The organism is Oerskovia jenensis (assembly GCF_016907235.1).
Taxonomy (GTDB): domain Bacteria; phylum Actinomycetota; class Actinomycetes; order Actinomycetales; family Cellulomonadaceae; genus Oerskovia; species Oerskovia jenensis.
In genome coordinates this window covers 4,377,841-4,399,885 of the sequence record NZ_JAFBBO010000001.1, presented here as the reverse complement: position 1 = coordinate 4,399,885, position 22,045 = coordinate 4,377,841, and the positions used below count along the sequence as shown (strand labels likewise).

The 22,045-nt window shown below is 72.3% G+C and carries 17 protein-coding genes; 12 read left to right on the top strand and 5 right to left on the bottom strand.

The window, feature by feature from the left end:
- Positions 1 to 5 precede the first annotated feature (5 nt).
- Both JOD49_RS19635 and JOD49_RS19630 read left to right on the top strand, forming a co-directional pair.
- Positions 6 to 1,880 carry a sigma-70 family RNA polymerase sigma factor gene (locus tag JOD49_RS19635; protein WP_205308649.1) on the top strand — a complete coding sequence of 625 codons (1,875 nt, stop codon included), beginning with the start codon at positions 6 to 8 and terminating at the stop codon, positions 1,878 to 1,880.
- Positions 1,881 to 2,086: 206 nt separating this feature from the next.
- Positions 2,087 to 4,384, top strand: a complete 2,298-nt coding sequence (locus JOD49_RS19630) for a VaFE repeat-containing surface-anchored protein (protein WP_205308648.1) — start codon at positions 2,087 to 2,089, stop codon at positions 4,382 to 4,384.
- A gap of 137 nt (positions 4,385 to 4,521) precedes the next feature.
- Here JOD49_RS19630 and JOD49_RS19625 read toward each other — a convergent pair whose 3' ends face one another.
- Entirely contained in the window at positions 4,522 to 6,888 is a 2,367-nt protein-coding gene (locus JOD49_RS19625; RefSeq protein WP_205308647.1) for an arylsulfatase, read from the bottom strand.
- A 141-nt stretch (positions 6,889 to 7,029) separates the two neighbouring features.
- Between JOD49_RS19625 and JOD49_RS20875 the strand changes: the two genes are divergently transcribed.
- Entirely contained in the window at positions 7,030 to 9,285 is a 2,256-nt protein-coding gene (locus tag JOD49_RS20875; protein ID WP_205308646.1) for a LuxR family transcriptional regulator, read from the top strand.
- A 4-nt stretch (positions 9,286 to 9,289) separates the two neighbouring features.
- Here the strand turns inward: JOD49_RS20875 and JOD49_RS19615 are convergent, their stop codons facing one another.
- On the bottom strand, positions 9,290 to 9,610 hold the full coding sequence (locus tag JOD49_RS19615; protein WP_030153209.1) for a carboxymuconolactone decarboxylase family protein: 321 nt from the start codon (positions 9,608 to 9,610) through the stop codon (positions 9,290 to 9,292).
- Positions 9,611 to 9,869: 259 nt separating this feature from the next.
- Here JOD49_RS19615 and JOD49_RS19610 point away from each other — a divergent pair, with 259 nt between their 5' ends.
- The 5 genes from JOD49_RS19610 to JOD49_RS19590 are packed head-to-tail and all read left to right on the top strand — an operon-like array spanning position 9,870 to position 12,661.
- Entirely contained in the window at positions 9,870 to 10,316 is a 447-nt protein-coding gene (locus JOD49_RS19610) for a DUF6325 family protein (protein ID WP_205308645.1), read from the top strand.
- A 27-nt stretch (positions 10,317 to 10,343) separates the two neighbouring features.
- Entirely contained in the window at positions 10,344 to 10,643 is a 300-nt protein-coding gene (locus JOD49_RS19605; RefSeq protein ID WP_205308644.1) for an SHOCT domain-containing protein, read from the top strand.
- A 27-nt stretch (positions 10,644 to 10,670) separates the two neighbouring features.
- Positions 10,671 to 11,054: an SHOCT domain-containing protein gene (locus JOD49_RS19600; RefSeq protein ID WP_205308643.1), complete on the top strand. Its 384-nt coding sequence runs from the start codon at positions 10,671 to 10,673 to the stop codon at positions 11,052 to 11,054.
- Between the two features lie 28 nt (positions 11,055 to 11,082).
- Positions 11,083 to 11,823 carry a hypothetical protein gene (locus JOD49_RS19595; RefSeq protein WP_205308642.1) on the top strand — a complete coding sequence of 247 codons (741 nt, stop codon included), beginning with the start codon at positions 11,083 to 11,085 and terminating at the stop codon, positions 11,821 to 11,823.
- 4 nt (positions 11,824 to 11,827) lie between these two features.
- Positions 11,828 to 12,661: a bestrophin-like domain gene (locus JOD49_RS19590; protein ID WP_205308641.1), complete on the top strand. Its 834-nt coding sequence runs from the start codon at positions 11,828 to 11,830 to the stop codon at positions 12,659 to 12,661.
- Here the strand turns inward: JOD49_RS19590 and JOD49_RS19585 are convergent.
- Positions 12,646 to 15,765 (bottom strand): bifunctional [glutamine synthetase] adenylyltransferase/[glutamine synthetase]-adenylyl-L-tyrosine phosphorylase, encoded by a 3,120-nt coding sequence (locus JOD49_RS19585; protein ID WP_205308640.1) that lies wholly within the window; start codon positions 15,763 to 15,765, stop codon positions 12,646 to 12,648. The genes JOD49_RS19590 and JOD49_RS19585 overlap by 16 nt on opposite strands.
- Before the next feature lie 40 nt (positions 15,766 to 15,805).
- Positions 15,806 to 17,143 (bottom strand): glutamine synthetase family protein, encoded by a 1,338-nt coding sequence (locus tag JOD49_RS19580; protein WP_138824170.1) that lies wholly within the window; start codon positions 17,141 to 17,143, stop codon positions 15,806 to 15,808.
- A 141-nt stretch (positions 17,144 to 17,284) separates the two neighbouring features.
- On the opposite strand from JOD49_RS19580, the gene JOD49_RS19575 reads away from it, so the two are divergent.
- Positions 17,285 to 19,030: an NAD+ synthase gene (locus JOD49_RS19575; RefSeq protein WP_205308639.1), complete on the top strand. Its 1,746-nt coding sequence runs from the start codon at positions 17,285 to 17,287 to the stop codon at positions 19,028 to 19,030.
- 106 nt (positions 19,031 to 19,136) lie between these two features.
- On the top strand, positions 19,137 to 19,979 hold the full coding sequence (gene panB, locus JOD49_RS19570; RefSeq protein ID WP_205308638.1) for a 3-methyl-2-oxobutanoate hydroxymethyltransferase: 843 nt from the start codon (positions 19,137 to 19,139) through the stop codon (positions 19,977 to 19,979).
- A gap of 73 nt (positions 19,980 to 20,052) precedes the next feature.
- Here the strand turns inward: panB and JOD49_RS19565 are convergent, their stop codons facing one another.
- On the bottom strand, positions 20,053 to 20,274 hold the full coding sequence (locus JOD49_RS19565; RefSeq protein ID WP_205308637.1) for an SPOR domain-containing protein: 222 nt from the start codon (positions 20,272 to 20,274) through the stop codon (positions 20,053 to 20,055).
- A gap of 99 nt (positions 20,275 to 20,373) precedes the next feature.
- Here JOD49_RS19565 and map point away from each other — a divergent pair, with 99 nt between their 5' ends.
- Together map and ppgK are read left to right on the top strand one after the other, a co-directional pair.
- Entirely contained in the window at positions 20,374 to 21,255 is an 882-nt protein-coding gene (gene map / locus JOD49_RS19560) for a type I methionyl aminopeptidase (RefSeq protein ID WP_205308636.1), read from the top strand.
- Positions 21,252 to 22,031, top strand: a complete 780-nt coding sequence (ppgK, locus tag JOD49_RS19555; RefSeq protein WP_191789038.1) for a polyphosphate--glucose phosphotransferase — start codon at positions 21,252 to 21,254, stop codon at positions 22,029 to 22,031. Before map ends, ppgK begins: the two co-directional genes overlap by 4 nt.
- Positions 22,032 to 22,045 lie beyond the last annotated feature (14 nt).

Genomic DNA, 22,045 nt, shown 5'->3' with positions numbered 1-22,045 from the left:
CCCTCATGACGAGCAGCACCCCAGAGCTGTCCGACGTCGAGCTCGTGGCCCGGGTTCGGGCCGGAGACCGCGAGGCGTACGCCGACCTGTGGCAACGCCATCGCGGCTCAGCCCTCTCCGTCGCCCGGCAGTACGCAGGCATCGCCGACCCCGAGGACATCGTCCAGGAGGCCACCCGCGCGGTCCTCGCCGCGATCCTCGCCGGGGGCGGCCCCTACGGGGCCTTCCGCCCCTACCTCAACCAGTCGGTCCGGAACACGGCGATCTCCATGTCCCGCCGTCGCGCTCCCCAACCGGTGGGCGACCTCCACGACGTCGCCGAGCGCTCGCTCGACGACGCGGTGGAGGACCCGGCCGACGGTTCGCTCGAGAAGCTGGTGACGGTCCGAGCCTTCAAGGCCCTCCCGTCGCGATGGCAGTCGGTGCTGTGGTTCACGTGCGTGGAGGGGCTGAACGTCCGAGACGCCGGTGCCCGACTCGGCCTGTCGCCCAACGCGACGTCCGCGCTCGCCGTCCGCGCCCGGGAAGGGCTGCGCAAGGAGTGGCTCCGGGCCCACCTGAGCGACCACCGTCTCGCCGTCACGTGTCGCACGGTCGTCGAGCAGCTCCCTGCCCTGGAGCGAGGAGCCCTCCCGGCAGACGACCTGAGAGTCGTCGAGACCCACCTTCGAGACTGCCTCCACTGCTCGATCGTCGCCGCAGAGATCAACGACCTGGCGGCACGACTTCCGGTGATCCTCGCACCCTTGGTCGCGACCGGCTTCGACCTGTTCGGTCCCGTCGCCCTGCGACGGCACGCCGTGCTCTCCCAGCGCCGGTCGCTGCACCGGCGCGGCCCGGTCGCCCGTCGAACCGCTCTGCGCTCGATCCGGGCGATGGCATCCGGGCCGGGGAAGGCGTGGGCCGTCGGTGCACTCGTCGTCGGGGGTGCGGCTGCCGCAGCCGGCGTCCTGACGCACGGGGTGACGCCACCGAACGCTGCGAGTACCGCCACTGAGCAGCCCGCACCGACCGGGTCCGTGGTCGGGTCGCCGGACCTGCCGCACGAAGCAGCCGATGACGCCCCGGGCTTCGAAGCAGCCGACGACGCACGACCGGTCCCGGTCCAGGCGGTCGCGCCCGTCAGGGTGCACGACGACCAGGTGGACGTCGAGACCGATGTCCCCGACCCCGCTCCCCCGGCCACAGGCTCCGGCGTCCTCCCCGACCCTGCAGACCTGGTTGCGAGCGGGTCACCCGAGGCCGAGCCCCCCGACCCCTCAGGTCGCGCAGACCGCGACCGGAGCGGAGAAGACCCGGGTCCCGCCCCGGCCATCAGCCTGCCCGCTCCGACGGTCGATCTGCATCCCCGCGGGACCGCGCCGCTCTGGGCCCTTCCTGTCGCGGGTACGGGCACTGCCCACGCGACGGTCGAGCTGGTGGACACCACGGGGACCGTCGTCGCGAAGGCGGCGGTCGGCAACGACGGTCGCTGGCAGCTCGCGCTCCTCGCGTCCGAGCGGACGGCCGATCTCGACACGTACTCGGTCCGGCAGGTAGATCAGGACGGCGCCGTCTCGCCCCAGGAACTCGTCGGGACGTACGGATTTGCCGCGCCCTCGATCGACGTCTGGCACGTCGAGCCGTCCGGCCTCGAGCGCCCGGGCACCCCGGGCGTCGCCCTGTGGCTCCACGGCTCCCCTGGAGTCGTCCAGACGAAGGTCGACGGCTCCCTGGGCGAGACCCACGCCATGCCTGGCGGGCTCCTCGTGCGCCTCCCCGAGCTCGCGGCAGGTCCTCACACCGCGAGCGTCCGCTACGTGAACCCCTGGACCGGAGAGACCGGTGCCTGGCGGTCCGTGCCGGTGATGATCCCGGCCCAGGACCGGTCGGCCGACTGAGCGCGGCCTCCCCGCACGGCTCGACCGCGGCGGGTGAAGTCCTTCCCACCTTCGTCATCCGTGCAGACCCGCACGCGTGACCAACGCGATGGCCCGCCGACCGGCGACTGGCCACCGCCCACCCATCACCGGCCTGTGCCGGTCCGAGACCTCTCTGCGTCGCCGATCGCGTCGCACGGAGCGTCCGCAACAGAGAGAAGAGCTCCATGAAGGTTCAGTGGATCTCGCGTCCCAGACGGCGCGGGAACGACAAGACAGCACGTCCCCGGTACGCACGACGCGCCGTGACGTTCGGTGCGGCTGCGGCGATGGCCCTGCTGCTCGGAACGAGCAGCCTGCTCGCCGGCGTCACGAGCGCACAGGCCGCGGTGGGCGACCAGACCCAGGCCACGAACCCCGACTGGGGTGGCGGGTCGTCGACGTGGTCCGCGCTGTGGGGCCTGAGCAACGGCACGTCTCAGTACTGCCTCCAGATCGACCGCTCCGGCCCGGAGACGAGCTACGAGGGCTTCAGCGTCAAGTACACGCAGAAGGCCTCGAGCGCGCAGGTCTTCGACTACAACCGTCCCGCCGACGCGCAGGGGAAGATCAACTGGATCCTCCAGCGCGCCTACCCCTACCTGACGATCTCCGAGGTGTCAGCGATCACCGGCATCAACGGTCTCGACTCGGACGAGGTCATCGATGCGACCCAGACGGCGATCCACTACTACGGCGACTCCCCCACGGTGGACGCGAGCCGGATCACGACCGGGGCCGACGCCCGCGCCCTCTACAACTGGTACGTCTCCCACGCGGTGAGCGTCAGCCCCAACGGCCCGAACGACGGCTCGATCTCCTTGACCCGCGCCAGCACCTTCTCCCAGGCCGCCGGTGGGCTGGTCGGCCCGTACGTCGTGCACACCGACCAGGTGCAGATCGTGCACCTGAGCGCCTCGGGCGGACGCGTGGTCAACGCAGCGGGAGCCGCGGTGAGCACCGTGACCGACGGCGCAAGCGTCTACCTGGCGCCGACCGGTGCCGGTCCGGTGACCCTGATCGCGAACGGCACGTACGTGTACGTCTCCGGGAACGTGTGGGACCCCCAGCCGGGACAGTACTCGCGCCGCAGCAAGCCGTTCCAACAGCTCACGACCGCCGAGGCCAAGCCGCGCCAGGCGCAGATCTCCGACACGCCCACGCCGCCTCCCGCACCCACGGTCGCGACCACCGCGGTCGACAAGGCCGACGGCGACCACACCCTGCCCGCCACCGGCGGCACGATCACCGATACCGTGACCTACACCGGACTCACCCCCGGCACGAAGTACACGCTCAACGGCGAACTCATGGACAAGACCACAGGCGCCACCACCGGCATCACCGCCACCGCCGACTTCACCCCCACCACAGCTGACGGCACCACCACCCTCGACTTCACCGTCCCGGCGAACATGGGCGGCACAGACCTCGTCGTCTTCGAGACCATCCTCAACGCCACGGTCACGATCGCCGAGCACACCGACATCAACTCCGAACCCCAGACCGTCCACATCGACACACCCCCCACCCCCCGCACACCCACGGTCGCGACCACCGCGGTCGACAAGGCTGACGGCGACCACACCCTGCCCGCCACCGGCGGCACCATCACCGACACCGTGACCTACACCGGACTCACCCCCGGCACGAAGTACACGCTCAACGGCGAACTCATGGACAAGACCACAGGCGCCACCACCGGCATCACCGCCACCGCCGACTTCACCCCCACCACAGCTGACGGCACCACCACCCTCGACTTCACCGTCCCGGCGAACATGGGCGGCACAGACCTCGTCGTCTTCGAGACCATCCTCAACGCCACGGTCACGATCGCCGAGCACACCGACATCAACTCCGAACCCCAGACCGTCCACATCGACACACCCCCCACCCCCCGCACACCCACGGTCGCGACCACCGCGGTCGACAAGGCTGACGGCGACCACACCCTGCCCGCCACCGGCGGCATCATCACCGACACCGTGACCTACACCGGCCTGACCCCCGGCACGAAGTACACGCTCAACGGCGAACTCATGGACAAGACCACCGGCACCACGACCGGCATCACCGCCACCGCCACGTTCACCCCGACCGCCCCCGACGGCACCACGACCCTGGACTTCACCGTCCCGGCGAACATGGGCGGCAAGGACCTCGTCGTCTTCGAGACCATCCTCAACGCCACGGTCACGATCGCCGAGCACACCGACATCAACTCCGAACCCCAGACCGTCCACATCGAGGAACCGGCTGAACCGACCCCTACCCCCACCCCCACGGCCCCACCGACCACTCCGCCCACCCCGGCCGCGGTGCCGACGCCCGGGCCGAGCCCGACGCCCAAGGCAGTCCCCACGGCGCCGTCGCGGCTCTCGTCCACCGGCGCGAGCGTCGCGTTCGCTGCCCTGAGCGGGATCGTCCTGGTGGGCGGCGGGACGGCTCTCCTGGCTGTCCGGCGTCGCCGTAGCGAGCACTGACCACCACGACCCGACAGCACCAGGGCCGGCCACACCGAGGTGTGGCCGGCCCTGGCCCGCGCCCGTCCTCCTCTGTCCCCCTGAGGTCGCGGCGCCGTCGGGCCGTGTGCGGGTGGGGGCGCTCCCTCACCGACCGGTCACTGGCGCGCCATCGCGATCCGCAGGCGCTCGTCCGGGTCGATGTAGTGGTCGTGGTCGTCGGTGCCCAGGTCGATCTGGACCCAGCCGATCCTGCCCGTGAACCGGCTCCCCCGGGTCGTGTAGTCGGACGTGACCGTGGTGCCCGACTCGTACCCGACGTCGGTCGTCTCGTCCGCGGAGAAGATCATGGGCTGCGTCGCCCCGACGCGTCCGGTTCCCACGACCTCGCCGTCGTAGTAGAGAGTGACGTCGCCGCCCTTGGCGAGGCCGCCGCCGTCGTACGCGAACTCCATGCGGACCTGGTGCGTGCCCATGGGGACGGGGCGCTCCGCGGTGACCGCGAACTCCTGGAGGCCCAGGACGTTGTAGACGAACTTCGCCCGCCCCTCCGTGGCGTAGAGCGACCACCCGCCGAACCGGCCGCCCTGGGCGATGATCACGCCCTCGACGCCCGCGGCAGGGACCTCCACCTCGGCCGTGACCGAGAACGACTTGTTCTTGACGCTGAGCACGCTGTTCTCGGAGAGCCGACCCATGCCCGGGAAGAGCTGCTGCGACGTGCCGCGGACGAGCGTGGGGCGACCCGCGAGGTCGGGGTTGAGCCGTTCGCCCCCGCGGTCGTCGAGGGGAAGCACGCCGTACTTCGCCGCCTCGATGAGCCAGAGCCGTTGGAGCACGTGCAGCTTCTCCGGGTGCTCGGCCGAGAGGTCGCGCGCCTGGCTGTAGTCAGCCGTGCCGTCGTAGAGCTCCCAGACGTCGTCGTCGAACGCGGGCACCACCCCTCCGACGAGGATCCACGGGGTCCTGTGCTTCGTGACCGCGCTCCAGCCCTTGTGGTAGACGCCGCGGTTGCCGAACATCTCGAAGTACTGCAGGTCGTGACGTTCGGGGGCGTCGGCGTCGTCGAACGCGTACAGCATGCTCGTCCCCTCCATCGGGGACTGGAGGACACCGTCGACCAGGGTCGGTTCGGGCAGTCCTGCGGCCTCGAGGATCGTCGGCGCGACGTCGATCACGTGCGTGAACTGGGTGCGCAGCCCGCCCTGGTCGCTGATGCCCTGCGGCCAGTGCACGATCGTGCCGTTGCGCGTGCCGCCCCAGTGCGAGGCGACCTGCTTGGTCCACTGGAACGGCGTGTCCATCGCGTGCGCCCAGCCGACCGCGTAGTGGTTGTAGGAGCTGGGCGACCCGAGCTCGTCCAGCTTGGAGCGCAGGAACTCCGGTGTCTCGAGCGCCGCCATGCCGTTGAAGTTCGCCATCTCGTTGAACGCGCCGTTCAGGGTCCCCTCGGCGGAGGCCCCGTTGTCGCCGATGATGTAGTAGATCAGCGTGTCGTCGAGGATCCCCAGGTCGTCGAGTGCGTCGACGAGCCGGCCCACGTGGTGGTCGGTGTGCTCGAGGAACCCCGCGTAGACCTCCATCTCCCGCGCGAGCACGGGCTTGAGGTCGTCGGGCATGTCGTCCCACGCCGGAATCTCCTCGTGCCGCGCGGTCAGCTCCGCGTCGGCCGGGATCACGCCGAGCTCCTGCTGGCGCGCGAACGTCCGCTCCCGCTGCACGTCCCAGCCGTCGTCGAACTCTCCCGCATACCTGTCCGCCCACTCCTGGGGGACGTGGTGCGGTGCGTGCGTCGCTCCCGGCGCGAAGTACGCGAAGAAGGGACGCTCGGGCATGAGGGCCTTCTGCGTGCGGATCCAGCCGATCGCGTGGTCGGCGAGGTCCGCCGTCAGGTGGTACCCCTCCTCGGGAGTGGCGGGCGGCTCGACCGGGGTCGTCCCGTCGTACAGCGCGGGGTCCCACTGGTTGCTCTCGCCGCCGATGAACCCGTAGAACGTCTCGAACCCGCCGCCACCCGAGGGCCAGGCGTCGAACGGCCCCAGGGGCGAGGACTGCCAGACGGGCACCTCGTGACACTTCCCGAACTGGGCCGTCGAGTACCCGTTGAGCTTGAGGGTCTTCGCGAGCGGCGCCTTGGTGTTCGGTCGCACCGAGCTGTTGCCGGGGGCCGACGTCGCGGTCTCGGTGATGCTGCCCATGCCCACCGAGTGGTGGTTGCGGCCCGTCAGCATCGCCTGCCGGGTCGGCGCGCACAGCGCGGTCGTGTGGAAGCGGTTGAAGCGCAGGCCGCCTGCCGCGAGCCGCTCCGCGGTCGGGGTGCGGCACGGGCCGCCGAACACGCTCGACGCCCCGAAGCCCACGTCGTCGAGCAGGATCACCAGGACGTTCGGCGCACCGTCCGGGGGGAGCAGCGGCTCGATGGGCGGGAACGACGTGTCGGGGTCCTTCGCGTCGTAGGTCGTGAGCCCGGGGGCCGGCCGGTCCGGGACGGGCAGCATCGTGCGGGCGTGCTGGTCGGGACGCATGAGGGACTCCGCTCGGTCGGGCGACGAGAGACGTGGATGCGTCCCACGCTAGGAACGGCCCCACCCCGGGGCATCCCCCAGACCAGGTGATCCCTCGGCTCCCCCGGGCGCTCCGGGGGCCCGCGCCCTATCGTGAATGACGTGAACAAGGAGCCGTGGACGGCACCCACGACCGTGGAGCTCGACCGTCAGCTCCTCGACGCCAAGCTCACCGTGCCCCGGACGGGAGCGCCGGTCGTGAGCCGGGCCTCGCTCATCGACGCGGCACGCGCGAGCGGACGACGGGTCGTCGGGGTCACCGCTCCCCCGGGCTACGGCAAGTCCACGTTCCTCGCCGAGTGGGCCGCGAGCGACCCGAGGGCGGTCGTGTGGCTCACGCTCGACCGGTTCGACGACGCCCCCCTGACCCTGCTGTCCGTGCTGGCCTCCGCCCTCGCCCGCCACGGGATCGGGCTGCCCGACCTCGGCGCGGACATGGCCGGCCCCGACGCTTCGCTGCTGGGGCGGGCGGCCCCGCACCTGGCGTCGGTCCTGCGGACGAGCCCTGCCGCCTTCGTCCTGGTGCTCGACGACCTGCACGAGATCCGGCACGCGGCCTGCCACGACGTGCTGGGCATCGTGGTCGCGGGGATCCCCGACGGGTCGCAGCTCGTCGCCGCGAGTCGCGACGAGCAACCCCACCTGGCGCGGCTGCGTGCGACGGACGAGACGGTCGAGCTCGGGGTACGTGAGCTCGCGCTCGACGCCGAGGGCACCGCGCAGGTGTTCGCCGCCTCGGACGTGCGCCTCACTCCCGACGTCGCGGCCGCCGTCCGGACACGGACCGAGGGCTGGCCCGTGGGGGTGCACCTCGCGGCACTCGTCGCACGCGACGGCGGGGACGGGGCGGACGCGGCGGCCGTCACGGGCACCGACCGGTACGTCGCGGACTACCTCCAACGAGAAGCGCTGCGACGACTGCCCGACGAGACGCGGCAGTTCCTGCGCCGCACCGCGATCCTCGACGACCTGACCGCCCCGCTGTGCGACGCCGTCCTCGGAGAGACCTCGTCGCTGCGGCACCTGCGCGAGCTCGAGTCCGCGCACCTCTTCCTCGTGCCGCTCGACCAGCACCGCCGGTGGTTCCGCTACCACGCCCTGTTCCGCGAGCTGCTGCTCGACGACCTCCTGACAGCAGAGCCCGAGCTCGCCGACGAGCTCCGGGTCAGGGCCGCCGACTGGTACGAGGCGAACGGCTCCCCGGCGCGCGCCGTCGAGCAGCTCCTCGCGACGGGCGAGCACGAGCGCGCCGCCCGGCTCGTCACCCGGATCGTCATGTCCCTCTTCCAGGGCGGGCAGATCTCCACGATCGACCGCTGGTTGGGCGTCCTGGGGGACGACGCGATCCGCAGCCACCCACCGCTCGCGGTGCTCGCCGGGTACGTCGCGGTGTACGAGGGACGCGCAGGGGCCGCCGAGCACTGGGGAGCGGTGGCGGACGCGGCCGCGTTCGACGGCGACCCCGGGGACGGGTCGGCCTCGTTCGACTCGGCGCGCGCGATGTACCGGGCGCTGAGGTGCCCGGACGGCCCGCAACGGATGCTCGACGACGTCGGTCTCGCCCTGGCGGCCGAGCCCGAGTGGAGCTCGTGGCGCGACACCGCGCTCGTGATGAGTGCAGACGCGCTCCGCCTGAACGGCGACGACGAGTCCGCCGTCCGGCACCTCGAGCTCGGGGTCGAGGCCGCGAGCGCCCACGGCGACGCCGACACGCTCGTGTACGCCGAGGCGCAGCTCGCCGACCTCGACATGGACCACCGTCGGTGGGAGAGCGCCAGGATCCGGGTCCAGCGGGTACTCACCACCATCGAGGACCACCGGCTGGACGACTACCCCACGAGCGCGCTCGGCTACGCGGTGGCCGCTCGCCTGGCCCACCACGACCACGACCCTGCCCTGACGAACGACCTCCTGACCCGCGGGATGCGCACCAGGACGTTCTGCACGTACGCGTTCCCCACGCTCGCCGTGCGCGTGCGCCTGAGGCTCGCTCGGACGAGCTGGGCGACCGCGGACGTCGCTGCGGTCCGGCACCTCCTGCGCGAGATCGACGACGTGCTGCTCCGACGGCCCGCGCTCGGCGTGCTGAGCGACGAGGTCGCGGACCTGCGCAAGGCCTTCGACGCGGCCGAGCACGCGAGCACGGCCGTGGGGCCCGGTCCTCCGCTCACACCCGCGGAACTGCGGCTCCTGCCCTACCTCCAGACCCACCTCACGATCCGGGAGATCGGCGAGCGACTCTTCGTGTCGCGGAACACCGCCAGCTCGGAGATCGGTTCGATCTACCGCAAGCTCGGGGTCTCGAGCCGGAGCGAGGCCGTGGAGCGCGCGGTCGACCAGGGGCTGCTGGGCGCGTGAGCCCTCACCCCGGCTCGCGCGCGTCGAACGGGTCGTAGCCGAGCGCGAGCGCGAGCTTGGGCGCCGCGGCCACGACGGCCGGCAGCCCGACGATGGGAATGGTCGCGGCGAGGACGTCGACGATCTCCGCGGTGGTGGCACCTGCCGTGACCGCTTCGTCGACCTCGCTGCCGTACGTCGGCTCGGCCCCGCCGACCGCGACGAGCGCGGCGAGCCGGATCAGCGCGAGCGTCTTGGGCTCGAGGACGGTCGACTCGAGCTCCAGGTCCTCCTCGAGGCGCGCGTCGTTGATCGCGAAGCGCCGAAGTCGGTCGGTGTAGTCCACGGTCTGGCCATCCTCTCGCCCGGTCACGTCCTCCCATTGCCGCACGCCGTCCGGGGGGCTCGCATCACCCCGATCACATGATCCGGCCGCGCGCCCACCGCGTGCCGGTGCGAGCAAGTTCATGCGGTCTGCATGACGACGGCGACCGGCGAGCGCCGGATGCTGGGCAGGAGCGACACGAGACGTGCGACCTCGCCCCGCACGGGGCGCCCCTGACATGAGGGGCGAGCGAGGTCCCGGAGGAGAGGACCGACGACCCATGACCCAGGACCCGAGCGACCTGCAGGACACCGGACCGATCGACTACCTCGTCGTCGAGTTCGAGTCCGACGCCATGACGGGCGAGGCCTTCCCCCTGCTCGTCGACCTGGTCGAGCAGGGGATCATCCGTGTCCTCGACCTGCTCGTGCTGCGCAAGGAGGAGGACGGGAGCGTGGTGGGGGTCGAGCTCGACGAGCTCGACGACGGCTCGACCGGCCTCGAGATCTTCGCGGGTGCCTCGTCGGGGCTCCTGGGACACGAGGACCTGACCGAGGCCGCAGAGGCGGTCGAGCCCGGGAGGACGGCGGCCGTCCTGGTGTACGAGAACGTGTGGGCCGCACCCTTCGCGTCCGCCCTGCGCCGCGGTGGCGCCCAGCTCGTCGCGAGCGGGCGCATCCCGGTGCAGGCCGTGCTCGCGGCGCTCGACGCCGCCGAGAACGCCTGACCCACGTCCCGACAGAGGAGGAACACCATGCCCGGACTCATCCGAGGCGTCGCGCGCACCGCCGTCGTCGCCGGTACCGCGACCGCCGTCTCCAACCGCGTCTCCCGCCGTCAGGCCGGCCGCTGGTCCGCCCAGGAGGAACCGCCTCCGCAGCAGGCACCGCAGCAGACCTACGCCGCACCGCCGCCGGCCCCGGCCCCCGCGCCCGCGTCCGCCGGCATGGACGCCAAGATCGCCCAGCTCACGCAGCTCGCCGCGCTGCGTGATCAGGGAGTGCTGAGCCCTGCCGAGTTCGAGACGCAGAAGGCTCAGATCCTCGCCGGTTGACCGGCACCCACCTGAGGAGGAGTTCGCATGGACAGCTTCATGGACTGGTTCTGGCTGATGGTCTGGTGGTTCTTCTTCTTCATGTACCTGATGATCCTGTTCCGGATCCTCGCCGACCTCTTCCGCGACCACACGCTCAACGGCTGGTGGAAGGCGCTGTGGGTCGTCGCCCTCATCGTCGTCCCGTTCCTGTCCGCGCTGGTCTACATCATCGCCCGCGGGCGAGGGATGGCCGAGCGCCAGATGCAGGACATGTCGCAGGCCAAGGTGCAGACCGACGCCTACATCAGAGGCGTCGCGGGCTCCGACACCTCCCCGGTCACGCAGATCGCCGATGCCAAGGCCCTGCTCGACTCGGGCGTGATCGACGAGAACGAGTTCGCCACGCTCAAGGCGAAGGCCCTGGCCTGAGGCTCGGGGCGTCCCAGGACCGGGCCGCATGACCGACGTGACCGGCACGGCCGCCCCGGACGGCCCCACCGACGCCGCCGACCGCAGGAGCAGCGCCTCCCGCGGCCCGGCGGCGTCGGTGCACCGGCACCTCGAGCTCGTCGCCGCGGTGCTCCTCGCGGTAGCGACCGTCATGACGGCGTGGTCGGCGTTCCAGAGCGCGCGGTGGGGCGGCGAGATGGCGACGGCGTACAGCGCGGCCGGCGCGGCGCGCACCGAGAGCAACCGGGCCTCGACGCGCGCCGGGCAGGAGACGATCATCGACGTCCAGCTCTTCACCGACTGGCTCAGCGCGCTCGACGCCGAGCAGGGCAGGGTCGGCCCGGCCCCGGGCTACGAGCCCGACCCCGCGACCTACTCGGGGTTCCTCTACGCGCGCTTCCGCGAGGAGTTCCAGCCCGCCGTCGAGGCGTGGGTCGCGCAGGACCCCTCGACCAACCCGGCCGCGCCGCCCAGCCCGTTCGCGATGGACGAGTACGTCCTGGCCTCGTCCCAGGAGTCGCAGCGGCTCGAGAAGAAGGCCGACGTGCTGGCCGCGCGGGCGCACCAGGCGAACGGCGTCAAGGACAACTACGTCCTGGCCACGGTCATGTGCGCCTCGGTGCTCTTCTTCGGCGGGATCGGCGCCAAGCTCGCGTCCCCCCGTCTGCGGCTCGCCATGGTCGGGCTCGGCGCGGTGGTGCTGCTGGCCACGCTCGGGGTCCTCCTCGCCTACCCGATCACGGTGTGAGGCCGTGAACCTCCTGATCGCCGCCCTCGTCACGGTCGGCGCGACCGCGATCACCGTGACCGCGATGCTGCTCGTGCGCTCCCGGGCCCCCGAGGGCAGCCGGTTCCGCGACGGCGACCGGGCCTCGGGGGTCTTCGGGGTGCTCGCAACGGGCTTCTCGGTGCTGCTCGGCTTCATCATCTTCCTGGCCTTCGAGTCGTACGACGACGCCCGCAGCGGCGCCGAGGAGGAGGCCCAGGTCGTCGCCCAACAGCTCCAGACCGCGCAGTTCCTCCCGCCCGACGCCGCGGCCGAGCTCTCGGGGCAGCTCGTCTGCTACGCCCGGTCGGTCGCGACGACCGAGTGGGAGGCCATGGCCGACGGCAGGCTCGGGGAGGCCGTCAACCCGTGGGGCGTCGAGATGTTCCGCACGATCCGCGGCGTCGAGCCGGCGTCCGACACCGAGCAGTCCGCGTACGACCGGTGGATGGACCAGACCGCCGACCGGGAGCAGGCGCGCCAGGCGCGCGTCCACGGCGCCGAGGGTCTGATCCCGCTGCCCCTGTGGCTCGTCCTGTTCGTCATCTCGGCGACCATCTTCGTGTTCATGCTGTTCTTCGCCGACTCGGGCGAGGGCGCCGTCACGCAGTCGGTCCTCATGGGCAGCGTGACGCTCGTGATCGCCCTGATGCTGAGCCTGCTCGTGTTCTTCGACCATCCGCACGGGCACCAGGTGGGCAAGCTGCAACCGGTCGCGATGCAACGCACGCTCGTGCTGATCGACCAGCAGGTGAGCGCGGCGGGCCTCGCGGTCGACGCACCGTGCGACGAGCAGGGCGCGGCTCAGTCCTCGCCGTAGAACACGCGCTCCATGACGGCACGTGCCCGTCGCGCGGTCCGCAGGTAGCGCTCCTCGAGCTCGGCCCCCGACTCCTCGTCGCCGATGACGCGCGCGAGCCCGGACAGTGCCCGGATCTCGTGCGGCAGGACGTCGGCCGTCGGGCCGCCCGAGCGACCGGACCAGAGCACGAGCGCGCTGCGCAACCGCGACGCGAGGTGCCACGACTCCCCCAGGGTCGCGGCGTCGTCGGGCGTGACGAGGCCCGCGAGCGCCGCAGCCTCGAGCGCGTCGATGGTCGACGTCGTGCGCAGGCCCGCGACCTCGTGGGCGTGCTGGAGCTGCAGGAGCTGGACCGTCCACTCGACGTCCGCGACGCCGCCCCGGCCGAGCTTGAGGTGGCGTGAGGGGTCGACGCCGCGCGGCAACCGCTCCGACTCGACGCGTGCCTTGATGCGCCGCACCTCCCGCACGGTCGCGGCATCGAGCCCGCCCGCCGGGTAGCGCAGCGGGTCGACGAGCGTCATGAACCGCTCGCCGAGCCCCGCGTCGCCAGCGGCCGGTCGGGCGCGCAGCAGCGCCTGGGACTCCCATGCGGCCGACCAGCGGTCGTAGTACTCGGCGTAGGAGGCGAACGAGCGCACGAGCGGGCCGTTGCGTCCCTCGGGGCGCAGGTCGGCGTCGACGGGCAGCCCGGGCTCGGGGCCCATGTCGCCCAGCAACGAGCGCAGCCGCGTCGCGACGACGAGCGCGAACGCCTGTGCGTCGCGGTCGCTCGCGCCCTCGACGGGCTCGTGGACGAACATGACGTCGGCGTCCGAGCCGTAGCCCATCTCGCGCCCGCCCAGGCGGCCCATGGCGATGATCGCGAACCGGGCCGGGTCGTCGGCCGGGCCCGCGACGCCGAGCTCGCCCCGGGCGACGAACTGCGCGACCCGCAGCCCGCCCACGAGCGCGAGGTCGGCGGCGTCGGAGATCGCGCGCGCGGCGTCGACCGGGTCCACGACGCCGAGGATCTCGGCGGCCCCGGTGCGGGCGAGCTCGCGACGGCGCACGGCCCGCAGCGCGGTGGCGGCCGGCGCCGCGACGTCGGCGCGCGTGAGGATCGCGTCGGCCTCCTTCGCGAGGCGCTCGGCCCCGCGCGGGACGAGGTCGGCGTCGTCGGCGAGCCAGGCCACGGACTCGGGCGAGCGCGAGAGCGCGTCGGCCATGTACCGCGAGCTCGAGAGGAGCGTCGCGAGCCGGTACGCGGCCGAGCCCGAGTCCCGCAGCAGCTTGAGGTACCAGTGCGTCGAGCCGAGCTCCTCGGACAGCTTGCGGAAGTTGAGCAGCCCCGCGTCGGGGTCCGCGCCCTCGGCGAACCAGCCGAGCATGACCGGCAGGAGCTGGCGCTGGATGGCGGCGCGGCGGCTCACGCCCTCGGTCAGCGCGAGCACGTGCCGCATCGCGCCCGCCGGGTCGCGGTACCCGATCGCCTGGAAGCGCGCCTTGGCCGCCTCGGGCGCGAGGCTCGCCTCCTCGGCCGAGAGCTGGGCCGTGGCCGGGAGCAGGGGCCGGTAGAAGAGCTCCTCGTGCAGCGCGCGCACCTCGCGGCGCGTCGCGCGCCAGCGGTCGAGGAGCCCCTCGGCGCCCTCGGCACGCATGCCCAACGAGCGTGCCAGACGGCGCAGGTCGTCCTCGCCCGTGGGCACGAGGTGCGTGCGACGCAGCCGGAAGAGCTGGATGCGGTGCTCGAGCGAGCGCAGGAAGCGGTAGCAGACCGCGAGGCGCGCGGCGTGCTCGCGCCCGACGTAGCCGCCCGCGGCCAGGGCCGCGAGCGCCGTGAGGGTGCTGGGGCTGCGGATCGAGTCGTCGGCCCGCCCGTGCACGAGCTGCAGGAGCTGGACCGTGAACTCGACGTCGCGCAGGCCGCCCTTGCCGAGCTTGAGCTGGCGGTCGGCCTCGGCGGCCGGCACGTGGTCCTCGACGCGGCGGCGCATGGCCTGGGAGTCCTCGACGAAGTTCTCGCGCGTCACGGCCGACCACACGAACGGGTTGATCGCGTCGTGGTAGGCCGCCCCGAGCTCGCGGTCGCCCGCGACCAGGCGCGCCTTGAGCAGCGCCTGGAACTCCCACGTCTTGGCCCAGCGCTCGTAGTACGCGAGGTGGCTCGCGAGCGTGCGCACGAGCGGGCCGTTCTTGCCCTCGGGGCGCAGCGCCGCGTCGACGGGCCACAGCGGCGGCTCCGACGACGTCCCCTGGCAGGCGCGGGCGAGCCCCGTCGCGAGCCGCGCGCCCACGCTCGTCGCGTACGCCTCGTCGTGGCCCTCTGCGGGTTCGACCACGTAGATCACGTCGACGTCCGAGACGTAGTTGAGCTCGCGGCCACCGCACTTGCCCATGCCCAGGACCGCGAGCCGCACGCCCGCCCCGAGGTCGTCGAGCTCGGAGCGCGCGATCGCGAGCGACGCCTCGAGCGCCGCGGCCGCGAGGTCCGCGAGCGCCGCCGCCACGGCCGGCATCCGCGTGAGCGGCTCGTGCGACGTGAGGTCGGTCGCGGCGATGCGCAGGAGGCGGGACCGGTAGGCGCGGCGCATGGCGTCGGTCGCGACGGGGGCCGGGGTCGCCGCGACGGGCTGGTGCGCCTCGGGGTCCGCCTCGACCGCGCGCAGCAGCTCGGCCCGGACCACCCCCGCGTCCACGCCCGTCCCCGGGGCGGGATCCGCGACGACGGCCAGCAGGTCCGGGTGGGACACGAGCTCGTCCCCGAGCGCGACCGACGCGCCGAGCACCGCGAGCAGGCGGTCGCGGCCCGAGGGGGTCGCGCCCTCCGACACAGGGGGCTCCCCTGTGAGCAGGTCGCGGAACGCCCGGCACGACGCCTCGTCCCCGGCCACCGCGGACGACAGCCGTGCGAGCTGGAGCAGCGCGAGGTCGGGGTCCGCGGTCGCGCCCACCGCGACCAGCAGGTCCTCCGGCAGCGGCCCGACGACCCCCACGAGGTCCCGGTCGTCGAGCAGCGTCGCCGAACGGGTCACGTCGGCGAACCCGAGCCTGCGCAGGCGCGAGCTCACGGTGGGGCGGCGCGAACCACCCGGCGCACCGATGCTGCCCAGGCGCGTGACGTCGTCGGGCCCCGCGGTCATGACGACCACCGGGACCCGACCGACCGACGGGAGGACTGGCTCACAGGACCTGGAGGAACCGCTTCAGCTCGAACGGCGTGACCTGCGACCGGTAGGCGTCCCACTCCTGGCGCTTGTTGCGCAGCACGAAGTCGAACACGTGCTCGCCCAGGGTCTCGGCGACGAGCTCGGACGTCTCCATGATCTGGATCGCGGCGTCGAGCGACTGCGGCAGCGGCTTGATGCCGAGCGCGCGGCGCTCGGCGTCGGTCAGCTCCCACACGTCGTCCTCGGTCGCCTCGGGGAGCTCGTAGCCCTCCTCGATGCCCTTGAGGCCCGCCGCGAGGATCACCGCGTACGCGAGGTACGGGTTGGTCGCGGAGTCGAGCGCGCGGTACTCGATGCGGCTCGAGTTGCCCTTGCCCGGCTTGTACATGGGCACGCGCACGAGCGCGGAACGGTTGTTGTGACCCCAGCACACGTAGCTCGGGGCCTCGGCCCCGCCCCACAGGCGCTTGTACGAGTTGACGTACTGGTTGGTGATCGCGGTGATCTCCGCCGCGTGGACCAGCAGGCCCGCGATGAACGAGCGTGCCGTCTTCGACAGCTCGAACTGCGCGCCGGGCTCGTGGAACGCGTTGCGGTCGCCCTCGAACAGCGACAGGTGCGTGTGCATCCCGGAGCCGGGCTGGTCCGCCATGGGCTTGGGCATGAACGACGCGAAGACCCCCTGCTCCAGGGCGACCTCCTTGACGACCGTGCGGAACGTCATGAGGTTGTCGGCCGTCGTCAGGGCGTCGGCGTAGCGCAGGTCGATCTCGTTCTGGCCGGGGCCCGCCTCGTGGTGCGAGAACTCGACCGAGATGCCCATCGACTCGAGCATCGTGATCGCGGCGCGGCGGAAGTCGTGCGTCGATCCCCGGGCCAGGTGGTCGAAGTACCCGCCCTGGTCGACCGGGACGAGCGGCGCCGAGGCGTCGGCCGGGTGGTTGAAGAGGTAGAACTCGACCTCGGGGTGCGTGTAGAACGTGAAGCCCTTGTCGCTCGCCTTCGCGAGCGCGCGCTTGAGCACGTTGCGCGAGTCCGCGAGCGAGGGCTCGCCGTCCGGGGTGAGGATGTCGCAGAACATCCTCGCGGTCCCGTGCCGCTCACCGCGCCACGGGAGCACCTGGAACGTGGTGGGGTCGGGGCGCGCGATCATGTCGGCCTCGTAGACACGAGTGAGACCCTCGATCGAGCTGCCGTCGAAGCCGATGCCCTCCGCGAACGCGGACTCGAGCTCCGCGGGAGCCACGGCGACCGACTTGAGCATCCCCAGCACGTCGGTGAACCAGAGACGGATGAAGCGGATGTCGCGCTCCTCGACCGTGCGGAGCACGAACTCCTGCTGCCTGTCCATGGGCTACATCCTGCCTGAAGAGTGTGACGAGCGGGTTACGTCGCGTCCTGACGCGGCCGACGTGTCACCAGCCTGCCACGACGAAGCCCACGTCGGGTGCGGGTGGGCGCCTGACCGGCGGTTTCGCATAGGCTGGCGGGCATGGCAGACCTCCGGATCGCCCTCGCACAGATCGACACGTGCGTGGGAGCGATCGACCAGAACACGGCGGCGATCCTCGAGTGGACCAGGCGTGCGGCCGGCGAGGGCGCCGACCTCGTGGCCTTCCCCGAGATGACCCTCACGGGCTACCCGATCGAGGACCTCGCGCTGCGGGCCTCGTTCCGGCGCGCGGCCTGGGACGCGGCGGCCGACGTCGCCGTCCAGCTCGAGCGCGAGGGCCTGGGCCACGTGACGGTCGTCCTGGGCACCGTGGGCACCTCCGAGACCGCGCTCCCGCGCGGCGCGGGCGCCACCGAGCGCGAGGTGTCGGGCTCGCCCGCCGACCTCCCGACCAACCGTGCGGTCGCGATCCAGCACGGGAAGGTCGTCGCGTCCTACGACAAGCACCACCTGCCCAACTACGGCGTGTTCGACGAGTTCCGCATCTTCGCGCCCGGCACCGAGCCCCTCGTCCTGGAGATCGCGGGCCGCTCGGTCGGCATCGTGATCTGCGAGGACATCTGGCAGGACGGCGGCCCGATCACCACGCTGGGCGGGCTCGACGAGGCCGGGCACGGGATCGACCTGCTCCTCGTGCTCAACGGCTCACCCTACGAGGAGGGCAAGGGGCACGTCCGCACCGACCTCGCCGCGCGCAGGGCGCGCGAGGTGGACGCCCCGGTCGCGTACGTCAACATGGTCGGCGGCCAGGACGACCTGGTGTTCGACGGCGGGTCGTTCGTCGTCGGGCCCGACGGCGCGGTGCTCACCTCGGCGCCGCAGTTCGTCGAGGACCTGCTGGTCTGGGACCTGCCCGAGCGGACCTCCGCTCCGACGGGAGCCGGGGCGACGACCACCTCGTACCCCGCAGGCCGCCTCGCTCCCCCGCTGCACCCCGACGAGGAGGTGTACCGGGCGTGCGTCACGGGCCTGGCCGGGTACGTGCGCAAGAACGGCTTCCGGTCGATCGTCCTGGGCCTGTCGGGCGGGATCGACTCGGCGCTGTCCGCGACGATCGCGGCCGACGCGATCGGCGGGCAGAACGTCGTGGGCGTCTCGATGCCCTCGACGTACTCGTCGGACCACAGCAAGGACGACGCCGCCGACCTCGCCAAGCGGCTCGGCGCCGACTACCGGGTGCAGCCCATCGCGCCCATGGTCGACGCGTTCCAGGGCGAGCTCGCGCTCGAGGGCGTCGCCGAGGAGAACCTCCAGGCGCGCGTGCGCGGCGTGGTCCTCATGGCGATCTCCAACCGCGAGGGCCACCTCGTCATCGCGCCCGGCAACAAGTCCGAGCTCGCCGTCGGGTACGCGACCATCTACGACGCGGGCAGCATCGGCGGGTACGCCCCGCTCAAGGACGTCGACAAGTCGCGCGTGTGGGCCCTCGCGCGCTGGCGCAACAACGCCGCGCTCGACGCGGGCGAGCTCCCCCCGATCCCCGAGTCCTCGATCACCAAGCCGCCCTCGGCAGAGCTCCGGCCCGGCCAGACCGACCAGGACTCGCTGCCGCCCTACGACCTGCTCGACGAGGTCCTCGACGCGTACATCGAGCACGCCGAGGGACGCGCCGAGCTGCTCGCGCGCGGGTTCGACCCCGAGGTCGTGGACAAGGTCGTGACGCTCGTCGACCGCGCCGAGTGGAAGCGGCGCCAGTACCCGCTCGGCCCCAAGGTCACGTCGCTGGCCTTCGGCCGCGACCGCCGCCTGCCCGTCACGTCCCGCTGGCGCGAGCCGGTCGAGTAGCCCCGACCGGCTCGCCCGCGCGCGCCCGCCGCCTGCCACCCATCCGCTTCCCGAACGACCGGCCCGCCGACCACCGACGGGCCGTACGACCTGGAGAGACGAGAGCATGTCCGCACACACCCAGCCCGGCCAGACCCCGGGCACGCCCGTCAAGCGCTTCCGCGTCCACCACCTCGCGGAGGCCAAGGCGCGGCACGAGAAGCTCACGATGCTCACCGCGTACGACGCGGTGACCGCCCGCATCTTCGACGAGGCGGGCATCGACATGCTCCTCGTCGGGGACTCGATCGGGAACACCATGCACGGCCACCAGACCACGCTGCCCGTCACGGTCGACGACATGATCCCCGCCGCGCGCGGCGTCGCCCGGGCGGCCCGTCGCGCGCTCGTGATCGTCGACCTGCCGTTCGGCTCGTACGAGGCCGGGCCCGAGCAGGCTCTCGCGACGGGCGTGCGCATCATGAAGGAGACGGGCGCGCACGCGGTCAAGCTCGAGGGCGGGCGCCGCTCGGCCGCGCAGATCCGTGCGCTGACCGACGCGGGCATCCCCGTCGTCGCGCACCTGGGGTTCACTCCCCAGTCGGAGAACATCCTCGGTGGGCCGCGCGTGCAGGGCCGCGGGGACGAGGCCGCGGAGATCCTCTGCGAGGACGCCCTCGCGGTCACGGACGCCGGGGCCGTGGCCCTCGTCCTGGAGATGGTCCCGGTCGAGGTCGCTGCGCGCGTCACCGAGATCGTGCGCATCCCGACCATCGGCATCGGCGCCGGCCCTGACTGCGACGGCCAGGTCCTCGTCTGGACCGACCTCGCGGGCATGACCGAGTGGTCACCTCGCTTCGCGAAGCGCTTCGCGGAGATCGGCGCCGCCCTGGGCCGCGCCGCGCAGGACTACGCGGCCGAGGTCAAGGGCGGGACGTTCCCGGACGCCGCGCACAGCTTCGAGAAGTAGCCCTCCCGCCCGATGATGCCACGCACCCGGGTGCACCGGTGCACCCGGGTGCGTGGCGTCGTCGGGCCGCAGGTCACCGGTCCTGCTCGCGCTCGCGCTCCTCCTCGTCCCACGCCTCGGAGCGAGCCCGGGCGAGCTCGAGCGCCTTGGCTGCCGCCTCCCGCGTCGGGTACGGCCCCATGCGCGACGACCACGTCGACTGCGGGCCCTTCGACACCTCTCCCGTGCGGGTGTCGAAGTAGTACTGCTCTTCGGTGGCCGGGTCACCGTCGTCGGAGAATCGTTCCTTGGTCATAGGACGATCCTGCCGTACCGACGCGTCCCCGCGCGCGACGGCGGGCGCGCGGGGAGCGGATGGACGTCTCGACGGCGCTCACCTCCGTAGACTGGCACGATGCCCGGTTCTCCCGTCCTGACCGCCCCGCGCGGACCTCTGGTCCCCGGGACGGTCTCACCGCCACGCGCCGTGCCGCGCTCGATCGCGCGGCCCGAGTACGTCGGGCAGCCCGGCCCGCTGCCCTTCACGGGCGACGACGTCGTGGACCCCGAGACCATCGAACGGATCCGCGTCGCGAGCCGCATCGCTGCCCAGGCCCTCGCCGAGGTCGGGATGCACGTCGCCCCCGGGGTGACCACCGACGAGCTCGACCGCATCGGGCACGAGTTCCTCCTGGACCACGGCGCCTACCCCTCGACGCTCGGCTACCGCGGGTTCCCCAAGTCCCTGTGCACGTCCCTCAACGAGGTCGTGTGCCACGGCATCCCCGACTCGACCGAGATGGTCGAGGGGGACATCGTCAACGTCGACATCACCGCGTACATCGGCGGCGTCCACGGCGACAACAACGCGACCTTCGCGGTCGGCGAGATCAGCGAGGAGGCCGCGCTGCTCGTCCAGCGCACACGCGAGTCCCTCGACCGGGCCATCAAGGCCGTGCGCCCCGGGCGCGAGGTCAACGTCCTGGGCCGCGTCATCGAGAAGTACGCGCACCGCCACGGGTACGGCGTGGTGCGCGAGTACACGGGCCACGGCGTCGGGGAGGCCTTCCACTCGGGCCTCGTGATCCCGCACTACGACGCGGCCCCCGACCACGACACCCTCATCGAACCAGGGATGGTCTTCACCATCGAACCCATGCTGACGCTGGGCGGCCCCGAGTGGCAGATGTGGGACGACGGGTGGACCGTAGTCACCGCGGACCGGTCACTGACCGCCCAGTTCGAGCACACCCTGGTCGTCACCGAAGACGGAGCGGAGATCCTGACCCTGCCATGAGCAAGCACTCACACCACCACCACGGCCTCGCCTTCGGGATCGACGTCGGCGGCAGCGGCATCAAGGGCGCTCCCGTCGACCTCTCGACGGGCGAGTTCGCCCAGGAGCGCCACCGCATCCCGACGCCGCAGCCCTCGACCCCCGAGGCCGTCGCCAAGGTCATCGCGGAGCTCGTCGACGAGTACGACCTCCCGCACGACGTCCCCATCGGCGTCGCGTTCCCCGGCCCCATCCGCCACGGCGTGATCGGGTTCATCGCGAACCTCGACAAGTCCTGGAAGGGCGTCGACCTGCCCGCCCTCATCAAGAAGGAGACCGGCCGGCACGTCGTCGCCGTCAACGACGCCGACGCCGCCGGGATCGGCGAGGTCCGCTACGGCGCCGCGAAGGACGCCCGCGGCACCGTGCTGCTCGCGACGCTCGGCACGGGCATCGGCAGCGCGCTCGTCGTCGACGGCGTCCTGGTGCCCAACACCGAGCTGGGTCACCTCGAGATCGACGGGTTCGACGCCGAGTCCCGCGCCGCGGAGTCGGCGCGCAGCCGTGAGGACCTCTCCTGGGAGGAGTGGGCCGCGCGGCTCCAGCGCTACTTCGACGTCGTCGAGATGTTGTTCTCGCCCGACCTCATCGTGGTCGGCGGCGGCATCTCCAAGCACCACGAGAACTTCCTGCCGCTGCTCGACCTCAAGGCGCCGATCGTCCCCGCGAAGCTGCGCAACGCGGCCGGGATCGTCGGGGCCGCGGCGCTGGCCGCCGAAGGGGCAGGGCTCGCGTAGCAGTCCGGGCCGGG

Coding starts and splice junctions, on each gene's coding strand:
- JOD49_RS19625 (WP_205308647.1), bottom strand. CDS start 6,888: ATGCGTCCCGACCAGCACGCCCGCACGATGCTGCCCGTCCCGGACCGG.
- ppgK (WP_191789038.1), top strand. CDS start 21,252: ATGAGCAAGCACTCACACCACCACCACGGCCTCGCCTTCGGGATCGAC.
- JOD49_RS19600 (WP_205308643.1), top strand. CDS start 10,671: ATGGACAGCTTCATGGACTGGTTCTGGCTGATGGTCTGGTGGTTCTTC.
- JOD49_RS19610 (WP_205308645.1), top strand. CDS start 9,870: ATGACCCAGGACCCGAGCGACCTGCAGGACACCGGACCGATCGACTAC.
- JOD49_RS19630 (WP_205308648.1), top strand. CDS start 2,087: ATGAAGGTTCAGTGGATCTCGCGTCCCAGACGGCGCGGGAACGACAAG.
- JOD49_RS19605 (WP_205308644.1), top strand. CDS start 10,344: ATGCCCGGACTCATCCGAGGCGTCGCGCGCACCGCCGTCGTCGCCGGT.
- JOD49_RS19585 (WP_205308640.1), bottom strand. CDS start 15,765: ATGACCGCGGGGCCCGACGACGTCACGCGCCTGGGCAGCATCGGTGCG.
- JOD49_RS19595 (WP_205308642.1), top strand. CDS start 11,083: ATGACCGACGTGACCGGCACGGCCGCCCCGGACGGCCCCACCGACGCC.
- JOD49_RS19575 (WP_205308639.1), top strand. CDS start 17,285: ATGGCAGACCTCCGGATCGCCCTCGCACAGATCGACACGTGCGTGGGA.
- panB (WP_205308638.1), top strand. CDS start 19,137: ATGTCCGCACACACCCAGCCCGGCCAGACCCCGGGCACGCCCGTCAAG.
- map (WP_205308636.1), top strand. CDS start 20,374: ATGCCCGGTTCTCCCGTCCTGACCGCCCCGCGCGGACCTCTGGTCCCC.
- JOD49_RS19565 (WP_205308637.1), bottom strand. CDS start 20,274: ATGACCAAGGAACGATTCTCCGACGACGGTGACCCGGCCACCGAAGAG.
- JOD49_RS19580 (WP_138824170.1), bottom strand. CDS start 17,143: ATGGACAGGCAGCAGGAGTTCGTGCTCCGCACGGTCGAGGAGCGCGAC.
- JOD49_RS19635 (WP_205308649.1), top strand. CDS start 6: ATGACGAGCAGCACCCCAGAGCTGTCCGACGTCGAGCTCGTGGCCCGG.